At 70.7% G+C, this 21,266-nt stretch carries 18 protein-coding genes; 8 read left to right on the forward strand and 10 right to left on the reverse strand.

The genetic code is table 11. The annotated features are described in order from the left end of the window. The first annotated feature begins 13 nt into the window (after positions 1-13). A complete protein-coding gene (gene purB, locus H149_RS0106070) occupies positions 14-1,381 on the forward strand; it encodes an adenylosuccinate lyase (RefSeq protein WP_020648851.1) in 1,368 nt (455 codons plus the stop codon). Between the two features lie 209 nt (positions 1,382-1,590). Then, a complete protein-coding gene (locus tag H149_RS0106075; RefSeq protein ID WP_154654657.1) occupies positions 1,591-2,055 on the forward strand; it encodes a DUF7931 domain-containing protein in 465 nt (154 codons plus the stop codon). A 13-nt stretch (positions 2,056-2,068) separates the two neighbouring features. On the opposite strand, the gene H149_RS19950 is transcribed toward H149_RS0106075, so the two are convergent. The 8 genes from H149_RS19950 to H149_RS0106115 form a co-directional block, all read right to left on the reverse strand. Continuing rightward, a complete protein-coding gene (locus H149_RS19950) occupies positions 2,069-2,512 on the reverse strand; it encodes an acyl-CoA thioesterase (RefSeq protein WP_020648853.1) in 444 nt (147 codons plus the stop codon). Between the two features lie 3 nt (positions 2,513-2,515). Next, on the reverse strand, positions 2,516-2,731 hold the full coding sequence (locus H149_RS0106085) for a DUF1289 domain-containing protein (RefSeq protein WP_039748115.1): 216 nt from the start codon (positions 2,729-2,731) through the stop codon (positions 2,516-2,518). Next, positions 2,718-3,251 carry a hypothetical protein gene (locus tag H149_RS0106090; protein WP_020648855.1) on the reverse strand — a complete coding sequence of 178 codons (534 nt, stop codon included), beginning with the start codon at positions 3,249-3,251 and terminating at the stop codon, positions 2,718-2,720. The genes H149_RS0106085 and H149_RS0106090 overlap by 14 nt, the downstream gene beginning before the upstream one ends. 7 nt (positions 3,252-3,258) lie before the next feature. Further along, entirely contained in the window at positions 3,259-4,365 is a 1,107-nt protein-coding gene (locus H149_RS0106095) for a metallophosphoesterase (protein ID WP_020648856.1), read from the reverse strand. 94 nt (positions 4,366-4,459) lie between these two features. Then, positions 4,460-5,695 (reverse strand): OmpA family protein, encoded by a 1,236-nt coding sequence (locus H149_RS22030; protein WP_083930840.1) that lies wholly within the window; start codon positions 5,693-5,695, stop codon positions 4,460-4,462. A gap of 157 nt (positions 5,696-5,852) precedes the next feature. Next, positions 5,853-6,872 (reverse strand): quinone-dependent dihydroorotate dehydrogenase, encoded by a 1,020-nt coding sequence (locus H149_RS0106105; RefSeq protein WP_020648858.1) that lies wholly within the window; start codon positions 6,870-6,872, stop codon positions 5,853-5,855. 107 nt (positions 6,873-6,979) lie between these two features. Then, positions 6,980-7,582 (reverse strand): GTP cyclohydrolase II, encoded by a 603-nt coding sequence (gene ribA / locus H149_RS0106110; RefSeq protein ID WP_020648859.1) that lies wholly within the window; start codon positions 7,580-7,582, stop codon positions 6,980-6,982. Positions 7,583-7,751: 169 nt separating this feature from the next. Then, a complete protein-coding gene (locus H149_RS0106115) occupies positions 7,752-9,173 on the reverse strand; it encodes a 3-oxoacyl-ACP reductase (RefSeq protein WP_020648860.1) in 1,422 nt (473 codons plus the stop codon). A gap of 303 nt (positions 9,174-9,476) precedes the next feature. On the opposite strand from H149_RS0106115, the gene H149_RS23585 reads away from it, so the two are divergent. From H149_RS23585 to H149_RS0106135, 3 genes are all read left to right on the forward strand, one after another. After that, positions 9,477-10,295 carry a hypothetical protein gene (locus H149_RS23585; protein WP_051101804.1) on the forward strand — a complete coding sequence of 273 codons (819 nt, stop codon included), beginning with the start codon at positions 9,477-9,479 and terminating at the stop codon, positions 10,293-10,295. A 110-nt stretch (positions 10,296-10,405) separates the two neighbouring features. Next, positions 10,406-10,606, forward strand: coding sequence for a hypothetical protein (locus H149_RS23105; protein WP_154654659.1), 201 nt, complete (start codon positions 10,406-10,408; stop codon positions 10,604-10,606). 38 nt (positions 10,607-10,644) lie between these two features. Continuing rightward, entirely contained in the window at positions 10,645-11,421 is a 777-nt protein-coding gene (locus H149_RS0106135) for an SDR family oxidoreductase (protein WP_020648862.1), read from the forward strand. Between the two features lie 93 nt (positions 11,422-11,514). Here H149_RS0106135 and H149_RS0106140 read toward each other — a convergent pair whose 3' ends face one another. Both H149_RS0106140 and glgA read right to left on the reverse strand, forming a co-directional pair. Continuing rightward, complete coding sequence (locus H149_RS0106140; protein ID WP_020648863.1) at positions 11,515-12,501, reverse strand: quinone oxidoreductase family protein; 987 nt, start codon at positions 12,499-12,501, stop codon at positions 11,515-11,517. After that, the gene (glgA, locus tag H149_RS0106145) at positions 12,498-13,946 is read right to left on the reverse strand and encodes a glycogen synthase GlgA (RefSeq protein ID WP_020648864.1); all 1,449 of its coding nucleotides are present in this window, start codon (positions 13,944-13,946) and stop codon (positions 12,498-12,500) included. Before glgA ends, H149_RS0106140 begins: the two co-directional genes overlap by 4 nt. Before the next feature lie 204 nt (positions 13,947-14,150). Here glgA and glgC point away from each other — a divergent pair, with 204 nt between their 5' ends. The 3 genes from glgC to glgB all read left to right on the forward strand — a co-directional run bounded on the left by glgC (position 14,151) and on the right by glgB (position 21,200). Further along, positions 14,151-15,407, forward strand: coding sequence for a glucose-1-phosphate adenylyltransferase (glgC, locus tag H149_RS0106150; protein WP_020648865.1), 1,257 nt, complete (start codon positions 14,151-14,153; stop codon positions 15,405-15,407). Positions 15,408-15,594: 187 nt separating this feature from the next. Beyond that, positions 15,595-18,984, forward strand: coding sequence for a maltose alpha-D-glucosyltransferase (treS, locus tag H149_RS0106155; RefSeq protein ID WP_020648866.1), 3,390 nt, complete (start codon positions 15,595-15,597; stop codon positions 18,982-18,984). Then, entirely contained in the window at positions 18,981-21,200 is a 2,220-nt protein-coding gene (glgB, locus tag H149_RS0106160) for a 1,4-alpha-glucan branching protein GlgB (RefSeq protein ID WP_020648867.1), read from the forward strand. Before treS ends, glgB begins: the two co-directional genes overlap by 4 nt. Positions 21,201-21,266 lie beyond the last annotated feature (66 nt).

Below are 21,266 nucleotides of genomic sequence, written 5' to 3' on the forward strand. Positions count from 1 at the left end.
AGCCTTTGCATTCATGAACCTGACGTCCCTGTCCGCCATTTCGCCGATCGACGGCCGCTACGCCGAAAAGACCGTCAAGCTGCGCGAGATCTTCAGCGAGTACGGCCTGATGCGCTACCGCATCATCGCCGAAATCCGCTGGCTCGAAGCGCTTGCCGCCGACGCCGGCATTCCCGAAGTGCCGGCGCTGTCGCCGTCGGCGCACGAGAAGCTGGAGAAGATCGCCGCCCACTTCACTCTCGATGAAGCGCAGCGTGTCAAGGCGATCGAGGACACGACCAACCACGACGTCAAGGCCGTCGAGTACTACCTGAAGGAAAAGATCAGCTCGCATCCCGAGCTGGCCGGCATCAAGGAGTTCATCCACTTCGCCTGCACGTCCGAGGACGTCAACAACCTCTCGCACGCGCTGATGCTCAAGGACGCGCGCGACAAGGTGCTGCTGCCGGCGCTCGACAAGCTGATCGCCTCGATCGCGGCGCTGGCCCAGGCCTACGCCGAGCAGCCGATGCTGTCGCGCACGCACGGCCAGCCGGCTTCGCCGACCACGCTCGGCAAGGAAATGGCGGTGTTCGCGCAGCGCCTGCGCCGCCAGCGCGAGCAGTTCGCGCAGGTCGAGATCCTCGGCAAGATGAACGGCGCGGTCGGCAACTGGAACGCGCATTACGCCGCCTATCCGGACGTCGACTGGCCGGCGATGACCGGCCACTTCATCGCCGCGCTCGGCATCGGCCAGAGCCCGGCGACCACGCAGATCGAGCCGCACGACTACATCGCCGAGTACTTCCACGCGCTGACGCGCTTCAACACGATCCTGATCGATTTCTGCCGCGACGTCTGGGGCTACATCAGCGTCGGCTACTTCAAGCAGCGTACGGTCGCCGGCGAAGTCGGCAGCTCGACGATGCCGCACAAGGTCAACCCGATCGACTTCGAGAACGCCGAAGGCAATCTCGGCCTCGCCAACGCCATCATGCAGCACCTCGCCGAGAAGCTGCCGATCTCGCGCTGGCAGCGCGACCTCACCGACTCGACGGTGCTGCGCAACCTCGGCGTCGGTGTCGCTCACGCGCTGATCGCCTACCAGTCGGCGCAGAAGGGCATCGGCAAGCTAGAAGCCGACGCCTGGAAGATGGGCCAGGATCTCGACCACAACTGGGAAGTGCTCGGCGAGGCGATCCAGACCGTGATGCGCCGCTACGGCCTGCCCGAGCCGTACGAGCAGCTCAAGCGCCTGACGCGCGGCCAGAAGATCGGCCGCGATGCGATCCGCGATTTCGTCTCCGGGCTCGACCTGCCGGACGCCGAGAAGCAGCGCCTGCTGCAGATGACGCCGGCCAGCTACACGGGCAACGCCCTGCAGCAGGCCAAGGCGGTTTGAGCGCCGCGCCGGGCATCGCCGCACCGCGCACGGCGATGTCCGGAGCGCCCGGTCATCCGCGCTCGCGCCGCCGGCCGTCGGGCTGCGCGGCCACAACCGCCCTCATTCGCGTCCGCTGAGACCGCGGACCGCGCACGCAAGCTAAGCTGCGCGCCATGAACGACGGTGGCTCACCGCCCGCCTCCCCGACGCCCGCCCCGGACGCCGCCGTGCTGCACGGCACGGCGGCGTACGCGAGCGCGACGCTGAAGCTGATCACGCGTGCGCACCTGCAGCTGCGGGTGCTGAGCCAGGAACTGGACCGTCGCGTCTGGAGTGATCCGGGCGTCGTCGAGCTGCTGCGCAGCTTCGCGCTGCGCTCGCCGCACGCCGAGCTGCGCGTGCTGCTGAACCGCCCGAAAGCCGCCGCACAGCGCGGTCACCGCCTCGTCGAGCTGGCGCGCCGCCTGCCCAGCCGCATCCAGCTGCGCGAGCTGCCCGACGAGCGCCGCAGCCTCGTCGAGGAGTATGCGATCGCCGACGAGTACGCGCTGCTGCACAAGCGCCGCCACGACGATCTCGAAGCGTACTGGTACGCGCACGCGCCGCTCGAGGCGCGGCGCCTGCGCCGTCAGTTCGACCAGCTCTGGGAAGAGTCGCCGCCGGCGCGCGAGCTCGCCGAGCTGCGCCTGTAGCCGGCCCCGTGACTCAGCGCGCCTCTTCGGGGGCGACGCGCTCGCGCTCGCGGATGAAGGCGCGCGCGTGTTCCGGCAGCGGCTGCGGCTTGTTGTCGCGGTAGTCGAACCAGACCAGCACGCTGCGCGTCACCGCCACCAGGCGCTCGCCGTCGAACAGCGCGCCCTCGGTATTCATGCTGCTGCGGCCGATGCGGCGCACCCGATAGCCGAGGCGGACCGTCGCCGGATGGTGCAGCTGCTCGAGGAAGTCACACTCGATGTGCGCAAGAATGAAGCCGCCGCCGTTGACGAAGCGGTCGCCGCCGACCAGCGGCTCGAAGTAGTCGAGCCGGGCCGACTCGTCGAAGGTAAAGAAACGCGCGTTGTTGACGTGGCCGAGCATGTCGCAGTCGGACCAGCGCGTCGCCAGTTCGAAGAAATACGAAAAATCCTCGGCGCGGGGGCGCTCGATCATCGCTTAGGACTCCGGATCGGAAAGTGTCGGGGGATGTTCACGCAGCCGGGCCGCGGCACGCGCGCGGATTGCCAGCTTGAGGTCGCCATCGGCGCGCGGCCAGGCCACGATCTCGTCGAGATCGCGGCCACAGCCGACGCAGTGGCCCTGCGCGCCGATGCGACAGATGCGGGTACAGGGCGACGGCACGTCGCCGGACGGTGGCTCAGCTGCGGACATCGCCCGCCACGGTAGCACCGTCGAGCCAGCGTCGGAACGCGCCTTTGAGTCGCGGATAGTCGCGCGCCTCGCAGCTGGCAACCAGCGTCCAGCCACGGCCGTCGGCGATCACGTACTGCGTCCACACCATGCGCGTCGACTGCACGCCGCGCATGCGGCGCAGCACGCGCACCGCCTCGTGTCCGGACATGCGCAGACGCTCGCGGCGCAGCAGCGTCTGCTCGGGGCTCGCGCGCGCCTCGCGTTCGAGCTTGAAGTCGACGTAGGACGCCAGGCTCGGATCGGCGTGCCGCGGCTCGTCGTGGGCCACCAGCAGGAATGCGCCGCGCACCGGCCGGCCGTGCTCGGTCGGCCGCAGGTAGAGATCGGCACCGATGCCCGGCGTCGCCTGCCAGCCGGCCGGCAGCGGCACGCACAGCGGCGAACCGGCGATCGCCCGCGGCACCGGCGGCGGCTGCGTCTGGCAGGCCGCGAGCGTCAGCAGCGCCGCGGCGGTCGCCGCGCGAAGAAAACCGCGCACCGTCGGCTCAGCTGGCCTGGCGCCGGAAGCTCATCTCGTAGGCCGGCGCCGGACGGCCGGCGGCGTCGACCTGCGCCGGCTCGCCGCCCGCCTTGACCGTGTAGACGGCGACGCGCGCGGTGTCGCCGTCGAGCTCGATCCAGAAGAAGCCGAAGCTGTCGCCGGTCTGGAAGTAGGCCTCGTTGCGCGCCGCGTCGAGCGTCGAGCGCGCCTTCGAACCGGCGCCGGACAGGATGTGCTGGGTCTTGCCGCAGCCGGCGACCGGCTTGAGCCAGTAGAGGTTGTGATCGTGGCCGTTGAGGAAGATGTCGGCCTGATCGCAGATGGTCTGTTCGAGGAAGGCCTTGTAGTCGGCACCGCGGCAGCTGCCGCTGACCAGCACGCCCTGCAGCACGCAGATGTCGGCGCCCGAGCCGCGCTCGTAGTCGCCGGCGTTGCCGTGGTCGCCGTTGGAAATGTACGGGTGATGCGCGAGCGCGAACTTCCAGCGCGCCTGGCTCGCCGCCATGCCGTCCTGCAGGAAGGTCTGCTGCTCGGCGATGTAGGCCTGCAGCGCGTCGCCGCGCCACTCGGCATTCGGATCGTCGAGATAGTGCGTGATCGGCGAGGAGTCGATGACGAAGAACTCGGCCAGCGGCGTGCTGGCGTCGCGCGGCCAGGTCACGCTGTAGTAGCGCGCCGGCATCACCCACTTGCCGGCGGCATTGTGCGCCGACATCGCGTAATCGACCTGGGCGTCGCCGCGCGCGTTGGCGCCCCCGCCGCCGGGGATCGCCAGCGAGTTGTCGTGGTTGCCGAGCGCGACGAAGAACGGAAAGTCGAGATCCTGATACGGCGTCTCGAACGCCGCCTGGAAGATCGGATCGTCGGCCGAATCGGCGCCGGTCTCGTAGATGTTGTCGCCGGCCATCGTCGCGAAGTCACAGCCGCGCTGCGCGCAAACCGCGGCGACGACCTTGGCGACGTTGTCCGCCTCGCCGTCCGGGGCCGGCGCGCCGGTATCGCCGAGCGCGATGAAGCGCGCCTTGCCCGTGCCCGATTCGCCGCCGCCGCTCGATCCGCCGCAGGCCGCGAGCGTGCAGCTCAGCAGGGCCGTCCATAACCACTTGTTCATTTGCTTTCCCTGCCCGTCAGCAGACTGAAAATGCATTCGCAAAAAAATGCGCGGCCGTCTCGCGAAGGCCGCGCATCGATCGATCCCGGCGTGCCTACTCGACGATCAGCTTGAACTCGACGCGGCGGTTCTTGGCGCGGCCCTCGGCCGTGTCGTTCGACGCGACCGGATAGAACGGACCGTGGCCGGTGGCGACCAGGCGGCTGCCGTCGATGCCGCGCGCGATCAGGTACTGGCGCACCGACTCGGCGCGCTCCTGCGACAGCATCAGGTTGTAGGCGCGATCGCCGACGTTGTCGGTGTTGCCGACGATCTGCACGTTGACGCCGCCCTGGTTCTTGAGCGTCGCCGCGACTTCGTCGAGCAGCTTGCGCGCTTCGTCGGTGAGGATTGCCGTGTTGTTGTCGAACTGCACGCCGCTCATCGTCAGCGACTGCGCGACCATGCAGCCGCTGGCGTCGACGCTCAGACCGCGGCGCGTGCTCGGGCACTGGTCGACCTCGTCGGGCACGCCGTCGCCGTCCTCGTCGCCCGGCGTCGCCGGCGTGTCGCCGGTGACCGGGCAGCCGTGGCCGTCGACCGGCGTGCCGGCCGCCGTGCCCGGGCACAGGTCGGCGCCGTCGAGCACGCCGTCGCGATCGGAATCGACGCCGCAGTCGCTGCGCCCGGTGACCGGATCGACCACCGCGAGCTCGCATTCCTGAGGGGCAGACACTTCGTGCGCCGGCTCATTGAACAGGAAGAACAGCGGCAGCTGCAGACCCGCCGTGAAGCGGTAGTCGAGCAGGAAGTTCTTGTCAGTGCTCTGGTCGTCGAACTGGCCGAGCGCGCGCGCCTCGACGCGGGCCGCCAGACCGTTCCAGCCGAGCGGCAGCAGCACGCCGCCGCCGACGTTGAGGCCGAAGTGTTCGTGGCGATCGCCGAGCACGTCGTTCTGCACCACGCCGAAGCCGCCGAGCACGAAGGGCTTGAACTGGTAGCCGCCGCCGAAATTGCCGAAGCCCTGCTGGCCGAAGTCGTAGACCAGATCGAGCAGCAGGCCGGTCTGGTAGTCGCTCTTGCCATCGAGATCGCGGTCGCGCTTGAGGCTGTGCACCGTCACTTCCGCCGACAGGTTCTGGTGACCGTACTCGCTGAGCGGCCAGCCGAACTGCAGCTGGAAGCCCTGACCGTTGTCGGAATCGCGCGCCGAATCCGGAATCTCGTAAACGTAGCCGGCACCGACGTACGGAATGTCATGGCCCTCCGTCGTCACCGCCGCCGCCGCGCCCGCCCAGCCGATGGCCAGCGCCGCGCACACCCCGCCCGCAAATCCCCGTTTGAAGCGCATGTCAGACTCCCAAAGTTGGACGCGATTGAGAACGCGTGCAGCGTTCCGTCCTGCTCAGCTTGTTGATTGTCACCCGCCTGCTGATCGCGCGACTCTATAGGATTCGCGACGACAGCGGCAACCGCTTTTCGATGACAGCGTCTGACGCGCGCCGGCGCTAGCGGCGAGCCGCCTGCAGGGCCTGCGCGCAGTCGTGCACCAGCGCGGGACCGCGATAGATGAAGCCGGTATAGATCTGCACGAGATCGGCGCCCGCGGCCCGCTTGGCGCGCGCACCCTCGGCGCTGGTGATGCCACCGACACCGATCAGCGCGAAGTCCGTCCCGACGCGCGCGCGCAGGGCGGCGAGCGTGCGATCGGCGAGCGGCCGCAGCGGCGCGCCGGACAGGCCGCCGGCCTCGCGGGCGCGCGGATCGGCTTCGAGCCCCGGCCGGGTGATCGTGGTGTTGGTCGCGATCAGGCCGGCGATGCCGGCCTCGCGCGCGACGCGCGCGATCGCATCGAGCTGCTCGTCATCGACGTCCGGGGCGATCTTGACCAGCAGCGGCGTGTGCTTGCCGTGCTGCTGCGCGAGGCGCTCGGCCTCGGCCTTCAGCTGCGTCAGCAGCTCGCGCAGCTTGTCCTCGCTCTGCAGCTCGCGCAGGTTCTTGGTGTTCGGCGAGGAGATGTTGACAGTGACGTAGCTCGCCGCCCGATAGACCTTGCGCAGGCCGATCAGATAATCGTCGGCGGCGCGCTCGATCGGCGTGTCGAAGTTCTTGCCGATGTTGATGCCGAGCACGCCGCGGTAATCGCTCTCGGCGACGCGTTCGAGCAGGTAGTCGACACCTTTGTTGTTGAAGCCGAGCCGGTTGATGATCGCCTCGTGCTCCGGCAGGCGGAACATGCGCGGCCGCGGATTGCCCGGCTGCGGTCGCGGCGTCACCGTGCCGATCTCGACGAAGCCGAAGCCGAGCCGGCTCCAGGCGCGCAGGCACTCGCCGTTCTTGTCGAGGCCGGCGGCGAGTCCGACGCGGTTGGCAAAGCGCAGGCCGAGCAGTTCGACCGGATCGTCGACCGGCGCGCGCGCGAACGGCAGCGTCGCCAGCGCCGGCGCACGGCGCAGCGTCTCGAGCGTCAGTTCGTGCGCGCGTTCGGCGTCGAGTCGGAACAGCAGCGAGCGGGCGGCGGCGTACATGGGTCAGTCTTCCGATCGGGGGCGGGCCGCATCGGCGCAGCTGCGGCCGGCGCGGCGAGCGGCAGTCAGTCGGCCGTGGCGGCCGGCACGGCCGGCCACGCGCCGGTTCAGTGCGGCGTGAACAGATGGCCGAGCTTGGCGGCCTTGGCGTCGAGGTAGCGCTCGTTGTACGGATTGCGGCCGCTTTCCAGCGGCACGCGCTCGACGATCTCGACGCCATCGCGGCGCAGCGCGTCGAGCTTGCGCGGGTTGTTGGTCATCAGCCGGATGTGGCACAGGTCGAGACGGCGCAGCAGCTCGACGGCCAGGCCGTACTCGCGGGCGTCGGCCGGAAAGCCGAGCTGGTGATTGGCCTCGACCGTGTCGGCGCCGCGGTCCTGCAGCTCATAGGCGCGGATCTTGTTGCCGAGGCCGATGCCGCGGCCTTCCTGGCGCAAGTAAAGCACGGCGCCGCGGCCTTCCTCGGCGATCTTCTGCAGCGCCGTCTTCAGCTGCGCGCCGCAGTCGCAGCGCAGCGAGAACAGCGCATCGCCGGTCAGGCATTCGGAGTGGACGCGAATCAGCGGCGGCGGACCGGACAGCTCGCCGAGCGCGATGACGACGTGCTCCTTGCCGTCCGCGGCGCGGAAAACGGTGATCCGGAATTCGGCGAACGGCGTCGGCAGCTTCGACTCGGCGATCCGTTCCAGTACGTATTGAGGGGACTTCAAAGCGTTCTCGCGGTTCTGCGGTGCGGGTGGCGACGGGCTTCGAAGGTCCGCCACCCTGGCACGCACCGGTACGGGGCGCCAAGCATAACCGACTCGAGGCCCTGCCCGCCCCGCCGCCGGCGCCGCCCGGCCAGCGGCGGGGCGGCGCACGGCGCGGGAGGGCGGCGGCCTACTGGCCGAAGAAGTTCTGGCCGCAGACGCGCAGCGTGCGACCGTTGACCGCGCTGGCCGCCGGCGAAGCGAAGAACGTCACCGCCTCGGCGATATCCTGCGGCAGGCCGCCCTGCGACAGCGAGTTGATGCGACGGCCGACTTCGCGCGGGCCGAACGGCATCGCCGCCGTCATCGCCGTCTCGATGAAGCCCGGCGCCACCGCGTTGATCGCGCCGCCGCGGCGCGCGAAGGTCGAGGCCATGGCGTCGACGTAGCCGATCACGCCGGCCTTGGTCGCGCCGTAGTTGGTCTGGCCGGCGTTGCCGCCGATGCCGCCGATCGACGAAATGCAGACCACGCGTGCGCCATCGCGGAAGCCTTCCTTGAGCAGGCCCTCGTTGATCTTCAGGATCGCGCCGAGATTGATGTTCAGCACCATGTCCCAGAAGTGCGCCGGCATGTTGCGCAGCATCTTGTCGCGCGTGATGCCGGCGTTGTGGACGACGATATCGAGGCCGCCGAAGTTCTTGCCGACCTCGGCCGCGATGCGGCTGGCCGCGTCCGGCGCGGTGACGTCGAGCGCCAGACCGACGCCGCCGATCTTGGCCATGGTCTCGCCGAGGCCGCCTTCGGCCGACGGATGGTCCATGCCGATGACTTTGACGCCTTCACGCGCCAGCGTCTCGGCGATCGACGCGCCGATGCCGCGCGCGGCGCCGGTGACCAGCGCGATCTTGCCTTCGAGGCTGCCCGGCAGCGCGACGCCGCGCGTCTGCGGCGCCGCCAGCGGCAGCACCTGGCCGGAGATGTAGGCCGAATGCGGCGTCAGGAAGAAGCGCAGCACCGGATCGATCGCCTCGTCGGCGCCGGTCGGCACCTCGATCAGATTGGCGGTCGTGCCGTTCTTGCCGACTTCCTTGCCGAGCGAGCGGATGAAGCCGCGCAGCGCCGTCGACGCGGTCTTGGCGGCGACGTCCTGCAGCGACTCGGGCGCGCGCGACAGCAGCAGGATGCGGCCGTTGGCGGCGATGCCGCGCAGCACCGGCTGCACGAAATCGTAGAGCTCGCGCAGCTGCGCCGGCGACGACAGGCCGGAGGCGTCGAACACCACCGCGTGGTTGCGCGGCTCGCCGGCGCCTTCGGCCGGATTGCCGTGCACGGTGACGCGCTGCGCCGCGGCGGCTTCCTTCAGCGGCGCCAGACCGGAATGCTCGGGCACGATGCGCAGCGTCGCGCCGGCGCCGCTCAGGGCGGACAGCAGCGGGCCGACCAGGGTCGCGCCACGGCTCGAACCGACCAGCACCGGCTTGCCGTCGAGCGGCTGCGACTCCCACGGACCGTCGGCACGCTTCAGGCGCGGCGGCGTCGGCAGGCCGATCATCGCCGCCAGGCTCTTGCCGAAGGAGGAATGCGTGAATTCGAGGTAACGGTCGTTCATCGTGACGGGTCCGGACGCAGAAGGGGTCGAGGAAATGGACAAAATGCGAAGGCTGCGATTATGGCAAGCACCTGGTCCAGCCGACAGCGCAGCGCCACCACTGCGGTGCGACGCAAACGCCATTGACGCCCGCCGGGAGTGCAACGATAGTGAGCCGCCCGCGGCGGTCCGACTCTTCCGGGACAGACCGACGCATGACGACCGCGCCCGGACGGCAAGCCCGCCTGCGGGACGCACGCAGATGGCGCCGCGGCATCGTCCGCTCACCATATTTCAAACGAAACACATCGGTTGGGGTCATTCATGACGAAAGGCTGGAAGATCGCCGCGCTCGCGGTCGTCGTCGGCGTCGGCACTTATGTCGGCCTGGAGCTGCTGCTGCCGCATCACAAGACGGAAGTGACGCTGGAGGGCCTGCTGCCGGCCGACACGGTGTTCTCCGGCACGCTGCAGTCGCCGGCCGACGTGGCCGCTGCGACCGCGACCCCGGGCGCCGCGCAGGCCGGCGCGGCCGAGACGGCGCCGAGCGGCCCGGCAGTCAACACCGACGACGCGGCGGCGCCTGCCGCGCCGTCCGGAGCGACCGAGACCGCGACCGCACCGCCGGCGCCTGAAGCCGAGCCGGCGCCCGCGACCGAAGTCGCGGCCGCCGCGCCGGCCGCCGCGCCCGAGCCGGCACCCGCTGCGGCAACGGAAGCCGCGCCTGCCCCGGCCGAGAAGCCGGCGGCGGCCAAGCCGGCCGCCAAGGCGCGCCCGGCGCCGGCGAAGAAGGCCGGCGCCGACGCCAAGCGCGACCTCAACGCCTCGCCGTGGTGGCAGTCCGGCAGCGGCAGCGGCCTGCAGATCGTCTACGCCGGTTCCGCCGCCTACCGGCGCGCGGTCGTGGTGATGGGCAACGGCCCGTTCGGCGACGCCGGCAGCGCTAACCAGCACATCCGCGTGCTCGATGCGAACGGCAAGCGCGTCGCCGGCAGCTGGGAAGTCAGCGCCAACAACAAGGCCATGCTGCTGTTCCCGGTGGCCCGCAACGGTCGCTACCAGCTCGTCGTCGACGCCGGCCTGGCGGACGCGCAGAACCGGACGCTCGGCCAGAGCCTGAAGGGCAGCGTCCAGGTCCAGTAAGCCGCGCACCGCGGCGCTCGAGCCCGGCAAAGCCGCACCACGCGGCGGCGCACGGCCGCCGCCGCGTTCCAGGCCGGGCCGCCGTCGCTGCGGCATCGCCCGAGCCTGCCGTGCGTCAGACGCCGATCCCCGTTGGCGATGAGCCGCTGCGCGAACGCCGGCTGGCGAAAACCATCGGCCAGCGCTTGCCGAGCGACGTCGCCGGACCAGTCGCGATCGGCGGCATGATCGTCTGCCCGCTTTTGATACGCGGAGCGGCCGCCGGCACGCTCGCCGGGCCCGGAACGGCGGCGCCGGCGGCGGTTTCATAGAATCGCGGGCAGAATCCATCCCGAGAGGAGAAGCCTGCATGTCCACCCGCCTGTTCGATCTCGCCGGTCGCGTCGCCATCGTCACCGGCGCTTCGCGCGGCATCGGCGCCGCCACTGCCCGCCTGCTCGCCGAACAGGGCGCGCACGTGGTGCTCGCGTCGCGCAAGATCGAGGATCTCGAAAAGGTGCGTGACGAGATCGCCGCCGCCGGCGGCAAGGCCAGCGCGATCGCCGCGCACGGCGGCGTCAGCGAGGATCTGCAGCGGCTCGTCGCCGAGACCGTCGCCGCGCTCGGCCGGCTCGACATCCTCGTCAACAATGCCGCGACCAATCCGCACTTCGGCCATATCGCCGAGACGCCGATGGCGATGGTCGACAAGACCGTGCAGGTCAATCTGCGCGGCTACTTCGAGCTGTCCTCGCTCGCCGCCCGGCAGATGAAGCAGCACGGCGGCGGCGCGATCGTCAACATCGCCAGCATCAACGGCGTCAAGCCGGGTCTCTACCAGGGCATCTACTCGATCACCAAGGCCGCCGTCATCAACATGACGCAGGCCTTCGCCAAGGAATGCGCGGCCTGGAACGTGCGCGTCAACGCCGTGCTGCCGGGCCTCACCGACACCAAGTTCGCGTCGGCGCTGACCCGGAACGAGCAGATCCTCAAGCCGGCGCTGCAGATGATCCCGCTCGGCCGCATGGCGCAGCCGCAGGAGATCGCCCCGGCGGTGCTGTTCCTGGCCTCCGACGCGGCCAGCTACGTCACCGGCACGACGCTGACCGTCGACGGCGGCCTGCTCGGCTGCGGCGGCCTGTAGGCGCCGACCGGCATCGGCGCGGCGCGCCGCCCCCCTGCTCGGCGGCGCCGGGCATCGCCGCCGCCCGCAGCGCGTCGGGCGCGGCCGCCACGCCTACGGCAGCAGCACCGTCGAGCCGTGCGTGCGCCGCGCCTCGAGATCGCGATGCGCCTGCGCCGCGTCGCGCAGCGCGTAGGTCTGGCCGATCGCGATGCGCACGGCGCCGCGGCGCACGACGTCGAACAGCGCGTTCGCGCAGGCGGCCAGCTCGGCCGGCGTGGCGATGTAGTCGACGAGTCGCGGCCGCGTCAGGAACAGCGAGCCCTTGCTCGCCAGCAGGCCCGGCGAGACCGGCTCGACCGCGCCCGAGGCATTGCCGAAGCTGACCAGCATGCCGCGCGGCGCGAGGCTGTCGAGCGAGGCGGCGAAGGTGTCGCGGCCGACGCCGTCATAGACCACCGGCACGCCATGGCCGCCGGTCAGCTCGCGCACGCGGGCGGCGACGTCCTCGTCGCGGTAGTGGATGACGTGATCGCAGCCGTGCGCGCGCGCCAGCTGCGCTTTTTCCTCGCTGCCGACGGTCCCGATCACGGTCGCGCCGAGGTGCTTGAGCCACTGCGTCGCGATCAGGCCGACGCCGCCGGCGGCGGCGTGCAGCAGCACAGTCTGGCCGCGCTGCACCGGATACAGGCGGCGCAGCAGGTACTCGGCCGTCATGCCCTGCAGCATCATCGCCGCCGCCGTGCGCATGTCGATGTCGTCCGGCAGGCGCACCAGGCAGGCCGCCGGAAACAGACGCTGCTCGGCATAGGCGCCGAGCGGCCCAGTGCCACCGTAGGCGACGCGGTCGCCGATCGCGAAGCCCTGCACGCCGGCGCCGACCGCGACGATGCGTCCGGCGCCTTCCGTGCCGAGCGCGGACGGCAGCGCCACCGGGTACAGGCCGCTGCGGTGATAGGTGTCGATGTAGTTCAGGCCGATCGCCTCGTGGCGGATCAGCACCTCGCCCGGCCCCGGCGGCGCGAGCTCGAGCGTGTCCCACTGCAGCGCGTCCGGGCCGCCGTGGGCATGAATGCGAATGGCGCGGGTCGTCGGCTTCATGGCGTCGTGTCTCCGGCGGCGAGGCCGCGATACAGCGAAAGATAGGCTTGCGCCGAAGCGCGCCACGAGAAGTCACGCGTCATGCCGGCGTGGCGCAGGCGGGCGCGCGTATCGGCCTGCTCGTAAAGCTGCAGCGCGCGGCGCACGCCGTAGAGCAGGCCGCCGGCATCGGCATCATTGAACAGCACGCCGCTGGCGCGGCCGTCGGCGAGGCTCGCGGCGTCGGCATCGACCACGGTATCGATCAGGCCGCCAGTGCGGCGCACGACCGGGATCGCGCCATAGCGCTGCGCGTACATCTGGTTGAGGCCGCAGGGCTCGAAGCGCGACGGCATCAGCACCAGGTCGGCGGCGGCATTGAGGCGGTGCGACAGGCGCTCGTCGTGGGCGATGCGCAAGGCGACGCGGCCGGCCGGTGCGCGTGCGGCGAAGTCCTGCAGCCGGCGCTGCAGCGCGGCGTCGCCGCTGGCCAGCAGCGCGTACTGCGCCGGCAGCTGCAGCAGCTCGTCCTGCGCGGCGGCGATCAGGTCGGCGCCCTTCTGCTCGGCGAGCCGGCCGATGAACACGACCAGCGGCCAGTCGCCCGGCGCGAGGCCCAGTTCGGCCTGCAGCAGGTATTTGTTGGCAGCCTTGCCGGCGGCGACGTCGTCGAGGCCGTAGCGGCGCTCGATCAAGGGATCGCGGCGCGGATCCCAGATCTCGGTGTCGATGCCGTTGGTGATGCCGCGCAGCACCGCGGCGCGCCAGCGCAGCACGCCGTCGAGGCCATGGCCGTACTCGGGCGTCTGGATCTCGCGCGCGTAGCTCGGGCTGACCGTGGTCAGCGCATCGCTGTAGACGATGCCGGCCTTCATGCACGACCAGCGCCCCCAGAACTCCAGGCCGTCCGGCGTCCACCAGGCCTCCGGCAGTTGCAGCGCCTGGTACTGCGCCCGCTCGAACTGGCCCTGATAAGCGAGGTTGTGGATCGTGTAGACCAGCGCCGGACGCGGCTGCGCCGAACGCAGCCAGGGCGCGGCGAGCGCCGCCTGCCAGTCGTGCAGGTGGACGACGTCCGGCGCGAAGTCCGCGTCGAAGCCGCGACCGAGCGCGGCGACCGCCTGCGCAAAGCAGGCGAAACGCAGGGCGTTGTCGGCAAATTCCACGCCTGCGGCATCGCGGTACGGATCGCCGTCGCGCTCGTAGAGCCCGGCGTCGGCGACCAGATACACCGGCCGCTCGTCGAGCGTGCCGCACCACAGCTCGAGCGTGCGGCTGTGCGCCGTCAGCGTGCCGAGCGCGCGCCGCTGCGCCAGGCGCCCCTGCAGGCCGCGGTAGGCGGGCAGCACGACGCGGGCGTCGCAGCCGAGCGCACGCTGCGCCGGCGGCAGCGCGCCGATGACGTCGGCGAGCCCGCCGGTCTTGACCAGCGGAAAACATTCGGAGGCCGCGTGCAGGACGTTCATGGGCTTGGTTCGGATCGTGCTAGGACTTCATCGTCGAGCGCAATCCGCATAGTTTAGAGCGCGGCTGGCGCGCCGACCCGAGGCGCCGCGAATTTCCTTTCACCCGCGGACGCGCGATAGTTCGGTACGCAGCCGCACGGCGACGGGTCGTGGCCTGCGTTGTGCTTGCGTCTTCGCTCGGCGAATCCAGATACGGGAGTCCGCATGACCGGTAACCGCGAAACACGCTTCGTCAGCCGCCTGACACGCGAGACGCTCGCGCTGGTGATGGCCGGCGGACGCGGCACCCGTCTGATGCAGCTGACCTCGGCGCGCGCCAAGCCGGCGGTGCCGTTCGGCGGCAAGTTCCGCATCATCGACTTCACGCTGTCGAACTGCATCAACAGCGGCATCCGCCGCATCGGCGTGCTGACCCAGTACAAGAGCAATTCACTGCTGCGGCCGCTGCAGCTGGGCTGGAGCTTCCTGCGCGGCCAGCTCGGCGAGTTCGTCGAGTTGCTGCCGGCCGAGCAGCGCGGCGAGATCGCCTCGTGGTACGCCGGCACCGCCGACGCCGTCTACCAGAATCTCGACTTCATCAAGGAACACCAGCCGGCCTACGTGCTGATCCTCGCCGGCGATCACGTCTACAAGATGGACTACGGCCGCATGCTCGCGCACCACGCACGCACCGGCGCGATGATCACGGTCGGCTGCCTGGAGGTACCGCTGCAGGAGGCCAGCGCCTTCGGCGTCATGCAGATCGACGAGAACACCCGCGTGCGCCGCTTCGACGAAAAGCCGCGCGACCCGCAGCCGATTCCCGGCAAGCCGGACCGCGCGCTCGCCAGCATGGGCATCTACGTGTTCGACGCCCACTTCCTGCTGCGCTGGCTGCTGCGCGACGCCGGCATCGCCGAGTCGAGCCACGACTTCGGCAAGGACGTGGTGCCTTCGGCGATCGCCGAAGGCGGCGTCTACGCCTACGAATTCACCGATCTCTACGATCCGGCGCGGCAGGGCTACTGGCGCGACGTCGGCACCGTCGACGCCTACTGGCAGGCGAATCTCGAGCTGACCGACGTCACGCCGGAGCTGAACCTCTACGACGAGGAATGGCCGATCTGGACGCACACGCCGCAGGTGCCGCCGGCCAAGTTCGTGTTCGACGATCCCGAGCGGCGCGGCTGCGCGACCGACTCGCTGATCAGCGGCGGCTGCATCGTCTCCGGCGCCCAGGTCCGACGCAGCGTGCTGTTCTCGCGCGTGCGCGTCGACAGCGGCAGCCGGATCGAAGAAACGCTGCTGCTGCCCGACGTGCGCGTCGGCCGCAACTGCCGCGTGCGCAAGGCGATCATCGACGAAGGCTGCGAGCTGCCGGACGGCACCGTGATCGGCGAAGACCGCGAGCGCGATGCCCGCCTGTTCCACGTCAGCGAAGGCGGTGTCACACTGGTGACGCGCGAGATGCTGCTCGCTTGAAGCCGGCCAGCGCCATGAGCGTCGCGTTCATGCGCCAGTCATGCCGGGGTGACGAGACTGCCCCGGCGCCCGCCATCCGTTCCGACCGCGCCCGTTCGATGCTGCCGATCCGCCACGTCGCGCCTCCGTCGCCCGCGCCCTGCCGCTGCCCCGCCGCGCTCGGGCGTAGTGCAGTGCAGGATCCGAGATGACCGCCCGCCCACCAGATCCGAGCGATGCCGGCGTCGACGCCAGCGCCGGCTTCGGCGATGACCCGCTCTGGTACAAGGACGCGGTCATCTACCAGGTGCACGTCAAGAGCTTCTACGACGCCAACGGCGACGGCATCGGCGACTTCGCCGGCCTGATCGACAAGCTCGACTACATCGCCGGACTCGGCGTCAACGCGATCTGGCTGCTACCGTTCTACCCGTCGCCGCGCCGCGACGACGGCTACGACATCGCCGACTATCTCGGCGTGCACCCGGACTACGGCACGCTCGCCGACGCGCGCCGCTTCGTGCACGAAGCACACCGGCGCGGCCTGCGCGTCATCACCGAGCTGGTCATCAACCACACCTCCGACCAGCATCCCTGGTTCCAGCGCGCGCGGCGCGCGCGGCCCGGCTCGGCGTGGCGCAATTTCTACGTGTGGTCCGACGACGAGCAGCGCTACGCCGGCACGCGCATCATCTTCCTCGACACCGAGAAGTCGAACTGGACCTGGGATCCGGTCGCCGGCGCCTACTACTGGCACCGCTTCTACGCGCATCAGCCCGACCTCAACTTCGACAATCCGCAGGTGCTGAAGGCAGTGCTCGGCGTGATGCGCCGCTGGCTGGAACTCGGCGTCGACGGCCTGCGTCTCGACGCCGTGCCGTATCTGATCGAACGCGAAGGCACCAGCAACGAAAACCTGCCGGAGACCCATGCGATCCTCCGGCGCATCCGCGCCGAGCTCGATGCCCGCTTCCCGGGCCGCATGCTGCTCGCCGAAGCCAATCAGTGGCCGGAGGACACCCAGCACTACTTCGGCGGCAAGCCCGCGGACAAGTCCGCGGGCGGCGGCGGCGATCCGACCGGCGACGGCAAGGCCGAGATCGTCGGCGACGAATGCCACATGGCCTTCCACTTTCCGCTGATGCCGCGCATGTACATGGCGCTCGCGCAGGAAGACCGCTTCCCGATCACCGACATCCTGCGCCAGACGCCGGAGATCCCGGCCAACTGCCAGTGGGCGATCTTCCTGCGCAACCACGACGAGCTGACGCTGGAGATGGTCACCGACAAGGAACGCGACTATCTGTGGAGCGTCTATGCCTCGGACAAGCGCGCACGGCTCAATCTCGGCATCCGCCGCCGTCTCGCGCCGCTGCTCGAGCGCGACCGCCGCCGCATCGAGCTGCTGAACTCTCTGCTGCTGTCGATGCCCGGCACGCCGGTCATCTACTACGGCGACGAGATCGGCATGGGCGACAACATCCATCTCGGCGACCGCGACGGCGTGCGCACGCCGATGCAGTGGTCGCCGGACCGCAACGGCGGCTTCTCGGAGGCCGATCCCGAGCAGCTGGTGCTGCCGCCGAACATGGGCACCCTGTATGGCTTCGACGCCGTCAACGTCGAGGCCCAGCAGCGTGATCCGCATTCGCTGCTGAACTGGATGCGGCGCCTGCTGGCGATCCGCAAGCGCACGCACGTGTTCGGCCGCGGCAGCATCAAGCTGCTCTATCCGCGCAACCGGCGCATCCTCGCCTACCTGCGCGAGTACACCGGGCCCGACGGCCTCACGCAGACGGTGCTGTGCGTCGCCAACGTCTCGCGCACGGCGCAGGCCGTCGAGCTCGAGCTGCCGGCGCTCGCCGGCCGCGTGCCGGTCGAGATGATCGGCGGTTCGGCGTTTCCGCAGATCGGCCAGCTGCCGTATCTGCTGACGCTGCCGCCGCTCGGCTTCTACTGGTTCTGGCTGGCGCCGGCCACGCAGCTGCCGGTGTGGTACGCGCCGCAGCCCGAGCCGCTGCCGGACCTGCAGACGCTGGTGCTGCGCCGCGACCTCGCCGAACTGCTCGACGCGCCGCTGCGCACGATGATCGAGCGCGACATCCTGCCGAGCTATCTCGCCAAGCGGCGCTGGTTCCCGGCGCGCGACGGCGCGCCGCTGCCGCACGCGCGCTTCGCCCACGTCGCGCTGCTGCGCACGTTCGCGCGACCGCTGCTGTTCGCCTGCGTCGAGGTCGACGGCGGCGAGCGCTATCAGCTGCCGCTCGGCCTGCTGCCGGAAGAGGAGCAGATCTCGGCGCTGCCGTTCCAGCTGGCGCTGGCGCGCGTGCGGCGCGGCCCGCGCGTCGCCTATCTGACCGACGCCTACTCGCTCGACGCCTACGCGCGCGGCCTGGTCGCCCATCTCGGCGATGCGCCGCTGCCGCTGCCCGACGGCCGGCTGCGCTTCGCCGCCTCGCCCGACGGCGCGGCGCTGCAGCTGCCGGCCGACGCCGAGGTCCGGCGCATCGCCGCCGAACGCGCGAACAGTTCGCTGATCGTCGGCGAGAAGGTCATCGTCAAGATCGTCCGCCACCTGCTCGACGGCCCGCATCCGGAAGCGGAGATGGACCGCCATCTCGCCGCCGCCGGCTATCCGAACATCGCGCCGCTGCTCGGCGAGATCGTCTACGAGCCCACGCACGGCGCGCCGATGACGCTGGCGCTCGTGCATGCCTTCGTGCACAACCAGGGCGACGCCTGGACCTGGGTCCAGAACCTGCTGGCGCGGGCGATGCACGACGCCACCCAGGGCGGCCAGCCGAGCGGCAGCGGCTTCGAGCGGCGCGGCGATGCCCTCGCCGAGATCGTCGAGCGGCTTGCCCAGCTCGGCGAGCGTCTGGCGGCGATGCATGCCCTGCTGGCGCAGCCCGGCGACGATCCGGCGTTCGCGCCGGCGACTGCCGACGCCGCCGCCTGCGCACGCTGGTCGGCGCAGGTACACGCGCATCTGGCGTCCGCGTTCGCGGCGCTCGAGGCGCGTGCCGAAGCGGCCGAGCCGGATGCCGCGGCGCTGGCGCGGCCGCTGCTCGCGCAGCGCGCCGCGATCGAGGCCCGCGTCGCCGCGCTCGCCGCGCGCGGCGTCGGCGCGCCGATGACACGCACGCACGGCGATCTGCATCTGGGCGAGATCCTCATCGTCCAGGATCAGCTGTACTTCATCGACTTCGAAGGCGCGGCCGCGCAGCCGGCCGCCGAACGCCGCGCCAGAACCAGTCCGCTGCGCGACGTCGCGTCACTGCTCGGCTCGCTCGAGCGCGCGGCCGACGCCGCGCTCGGTGCCGATGACGCCGCGCTCGGCGACGGCGAAGGCGCGCAGCGCCGCGAGGTCGCCGAGCACTTCCGCACGCAGGCCGCGACGAGCTTCCTCGCCGCCTACGCGGCGGCGTCACCCGCCGCCGCGCCGCCGCGCCGCGATGCGCTGCTCGAGCTGTTCGGCATCGAAACCGCAGCCTTGCAGCTGCTGCGCGTCGCACACGGCACGCCGGCCGAGTGGGCGACGGCGCTGCAGCACTTCCATCGCCGCACGCTCGGCACCGTCAAGGAGTCCACGCCGTGAACGACCTGTCGCAAGCCGCTGACGACCGCGGCCTGCTGCTGCCCGAGGCGCCGCTCGCCGCGCTCGGCGGCGGCTACTGCGGCGATCCGTTCGCCTGGCTCGGTCCGCACCCCGATGCCGGCAACGGCACTACCGTCGTGCGCGCCTACGTGCCCGGCGTCGAGCGCATCGATCTGCTCGGCCGCGACGGCGCGCCGCTGGCGACGATGCGGCCGATCCAGATTCCCGGCCTGCATGCCGCGCGCATCGCCGGCGGCACCGCCTACCGGCTGCGCCTGCACTGGCCGGGCCTCGAACAGGAGAGCGAGGACCCCTACGCTTTCGGCCTGCTGCTCGGCGAGCTGGACCTGTATCTGATCGGCGAAGGCAGCCACCGCGAACTCGGCCGCTGCCTCGGCGCGCAGGCGACGACGGTCGACGGCATCGCCGGCGTGCGCTTCGCCGTCTGGGCGCCGAACGCGCGGCGCGTATCGGTGGTCGGCGACTTCAACAGCTGGGACGGCCGCCGTCACCTGATGCGCCTGCGCAAGCCGGCCGGCGTCTGGGAACTGTTCGTGCCGCGCCTCGCGCCGGGCACGCGCTACAAGTACGAGGTGCTCGGCGCGCAGGGCCTGCTGCCGCTCAAGGCCGACCCGGTCGCGCTGCAGAGCGAGACGGCACCGGGCACCGCCTCGGTGGTCGCCGCGCCCGATCGCCACGTCTGGCAGGACCAGGCGTGGATGGCGGCGCGTGCGCAGCGGCAGTCGCCGCAGGCGCCGCTGTCGGTCTACGAGGTGCACGCCGGCTCGTGGCGCCGTCGCTGGGACGCCGGACGGCCGCCGCCGGACTGGGACGAGCTGGCCGAGCAGCTGATTCCGTACGTCGCCGGACTCGGCTTCACGCATATCGAGCTGCTGCCGGTGATGTCGCATCCGTTCGGCGGCTCCTGGGGCTACCAGCCGCTCGGCCTGTATGCGCCGCAGGCCGAGTTCGGCGATCCGGACGCGCTGCGGCGTTTCGTCGACCGCGCGCACGGCGCCGGCCTCGGCGTGATTCTCGACTGGGTGCCGGCGCATTTTCCGACCGACGTGCACGGCCTCGCCCGCTTCGACGGCACCGCACTGTACGAGCACGAAGACCCGCGCGAAGGTTTCCACCAGGACTGGAACACGCTGATCTACAACCTCGGCCGCCGCGAGGTGCACGGCTTCATGCTGTCGAGCGCGCTGCACTGGCTGGAGCGCTATCACATCGACGGCCTGCGCGTCGACGCCGTCGCCTCGATGCTCTACCGCGACTATTCGCGGCAGCCGGGCGAATGGATCCCGAACCGCTACGGCGGCCGCGAGAACCTCGAGAACGTCGACTTCCTGCGCCATCTCAACGACGTCGTGCACGAGCGCTGTCCCGGCGCGCTGATGATCGCCGAGGAGTCGACGGCCTGGCCCGGCGTGTCGCGGCCGACGCGCGACGGCGGCCTCGGCTTCTCGTACAAATGGAACATGGGCTGGATGCACGACACGCTGCAGTACATCCGCCGCGACCCGGTGCACCGCCATCATCATCACGACGAGCTGACCTTCGGCCTGATCTACGCCTTCTCCGAGAACTTCGTGCTGCCGCTGTCGCACGACGAGGTCGTGCACGGCAAGGGCTCGCTGCTCGGCAAGATGCCGGGCGACCGCTGGCAGCGCTTCGCCAATCTGCGTGCCTATTTCGGCTTCATGTGGTCGCATCCGGGCAAAAAGCTGCTGTTCATGGGCGGCGAGCTGGCGCAGACGCGCGAATGGGACCACGACGCCGAGCTCGACTGGGGCGCGCTCGCCGATCCGCTGCACGCCGGCATGCAGCGCCTGGTCGCCGATCTGAACCGCCTCTACGTCGCCGAACCGGCGCTGCACGTCGCCGACTGCGAAAGCCGCGGCTTTCACTGGCTGGTCGGCGACGACCGCGCCAACAGCGTCTACGCCTACGTCCGCTACGGCGACGACGCCGCGCCGCCGGTGATGGCGATCTGCAATTTCACGCCGGTGGCGCGGCGCGGCTATCGCCTCGGCTGTCCGCGTACCGGCCGCTGGCGCGAGATCCTCAACACCGACTCGCGCCATTACGGCGGCAGCGACATCGGCAACGCCGGCGAGCTGCAGGCCGGCGGCGATCCGCGCCACGGCCAGCCGTTCTCGCTGGCGCTCGACCTGCCGCCGCTGGCCGTGGTCTGGCTGCGGCATGAATCCTGAATGAGCTTTAGCCGATGCGCGCCGGCCGGCGTCGGCCCGCGCCGGCGCCGCCACCGCGACAAGGAA

Source organism: Solimonas variicoloris DSM 15731, from assembly GCF_000382285.1.
Lineage (GTDB): Bacteria > Pseudomonadota > Gammaproteobacteria > Nevskiales > Nevskiaceae > Solimonas > Solimonas variicoloris.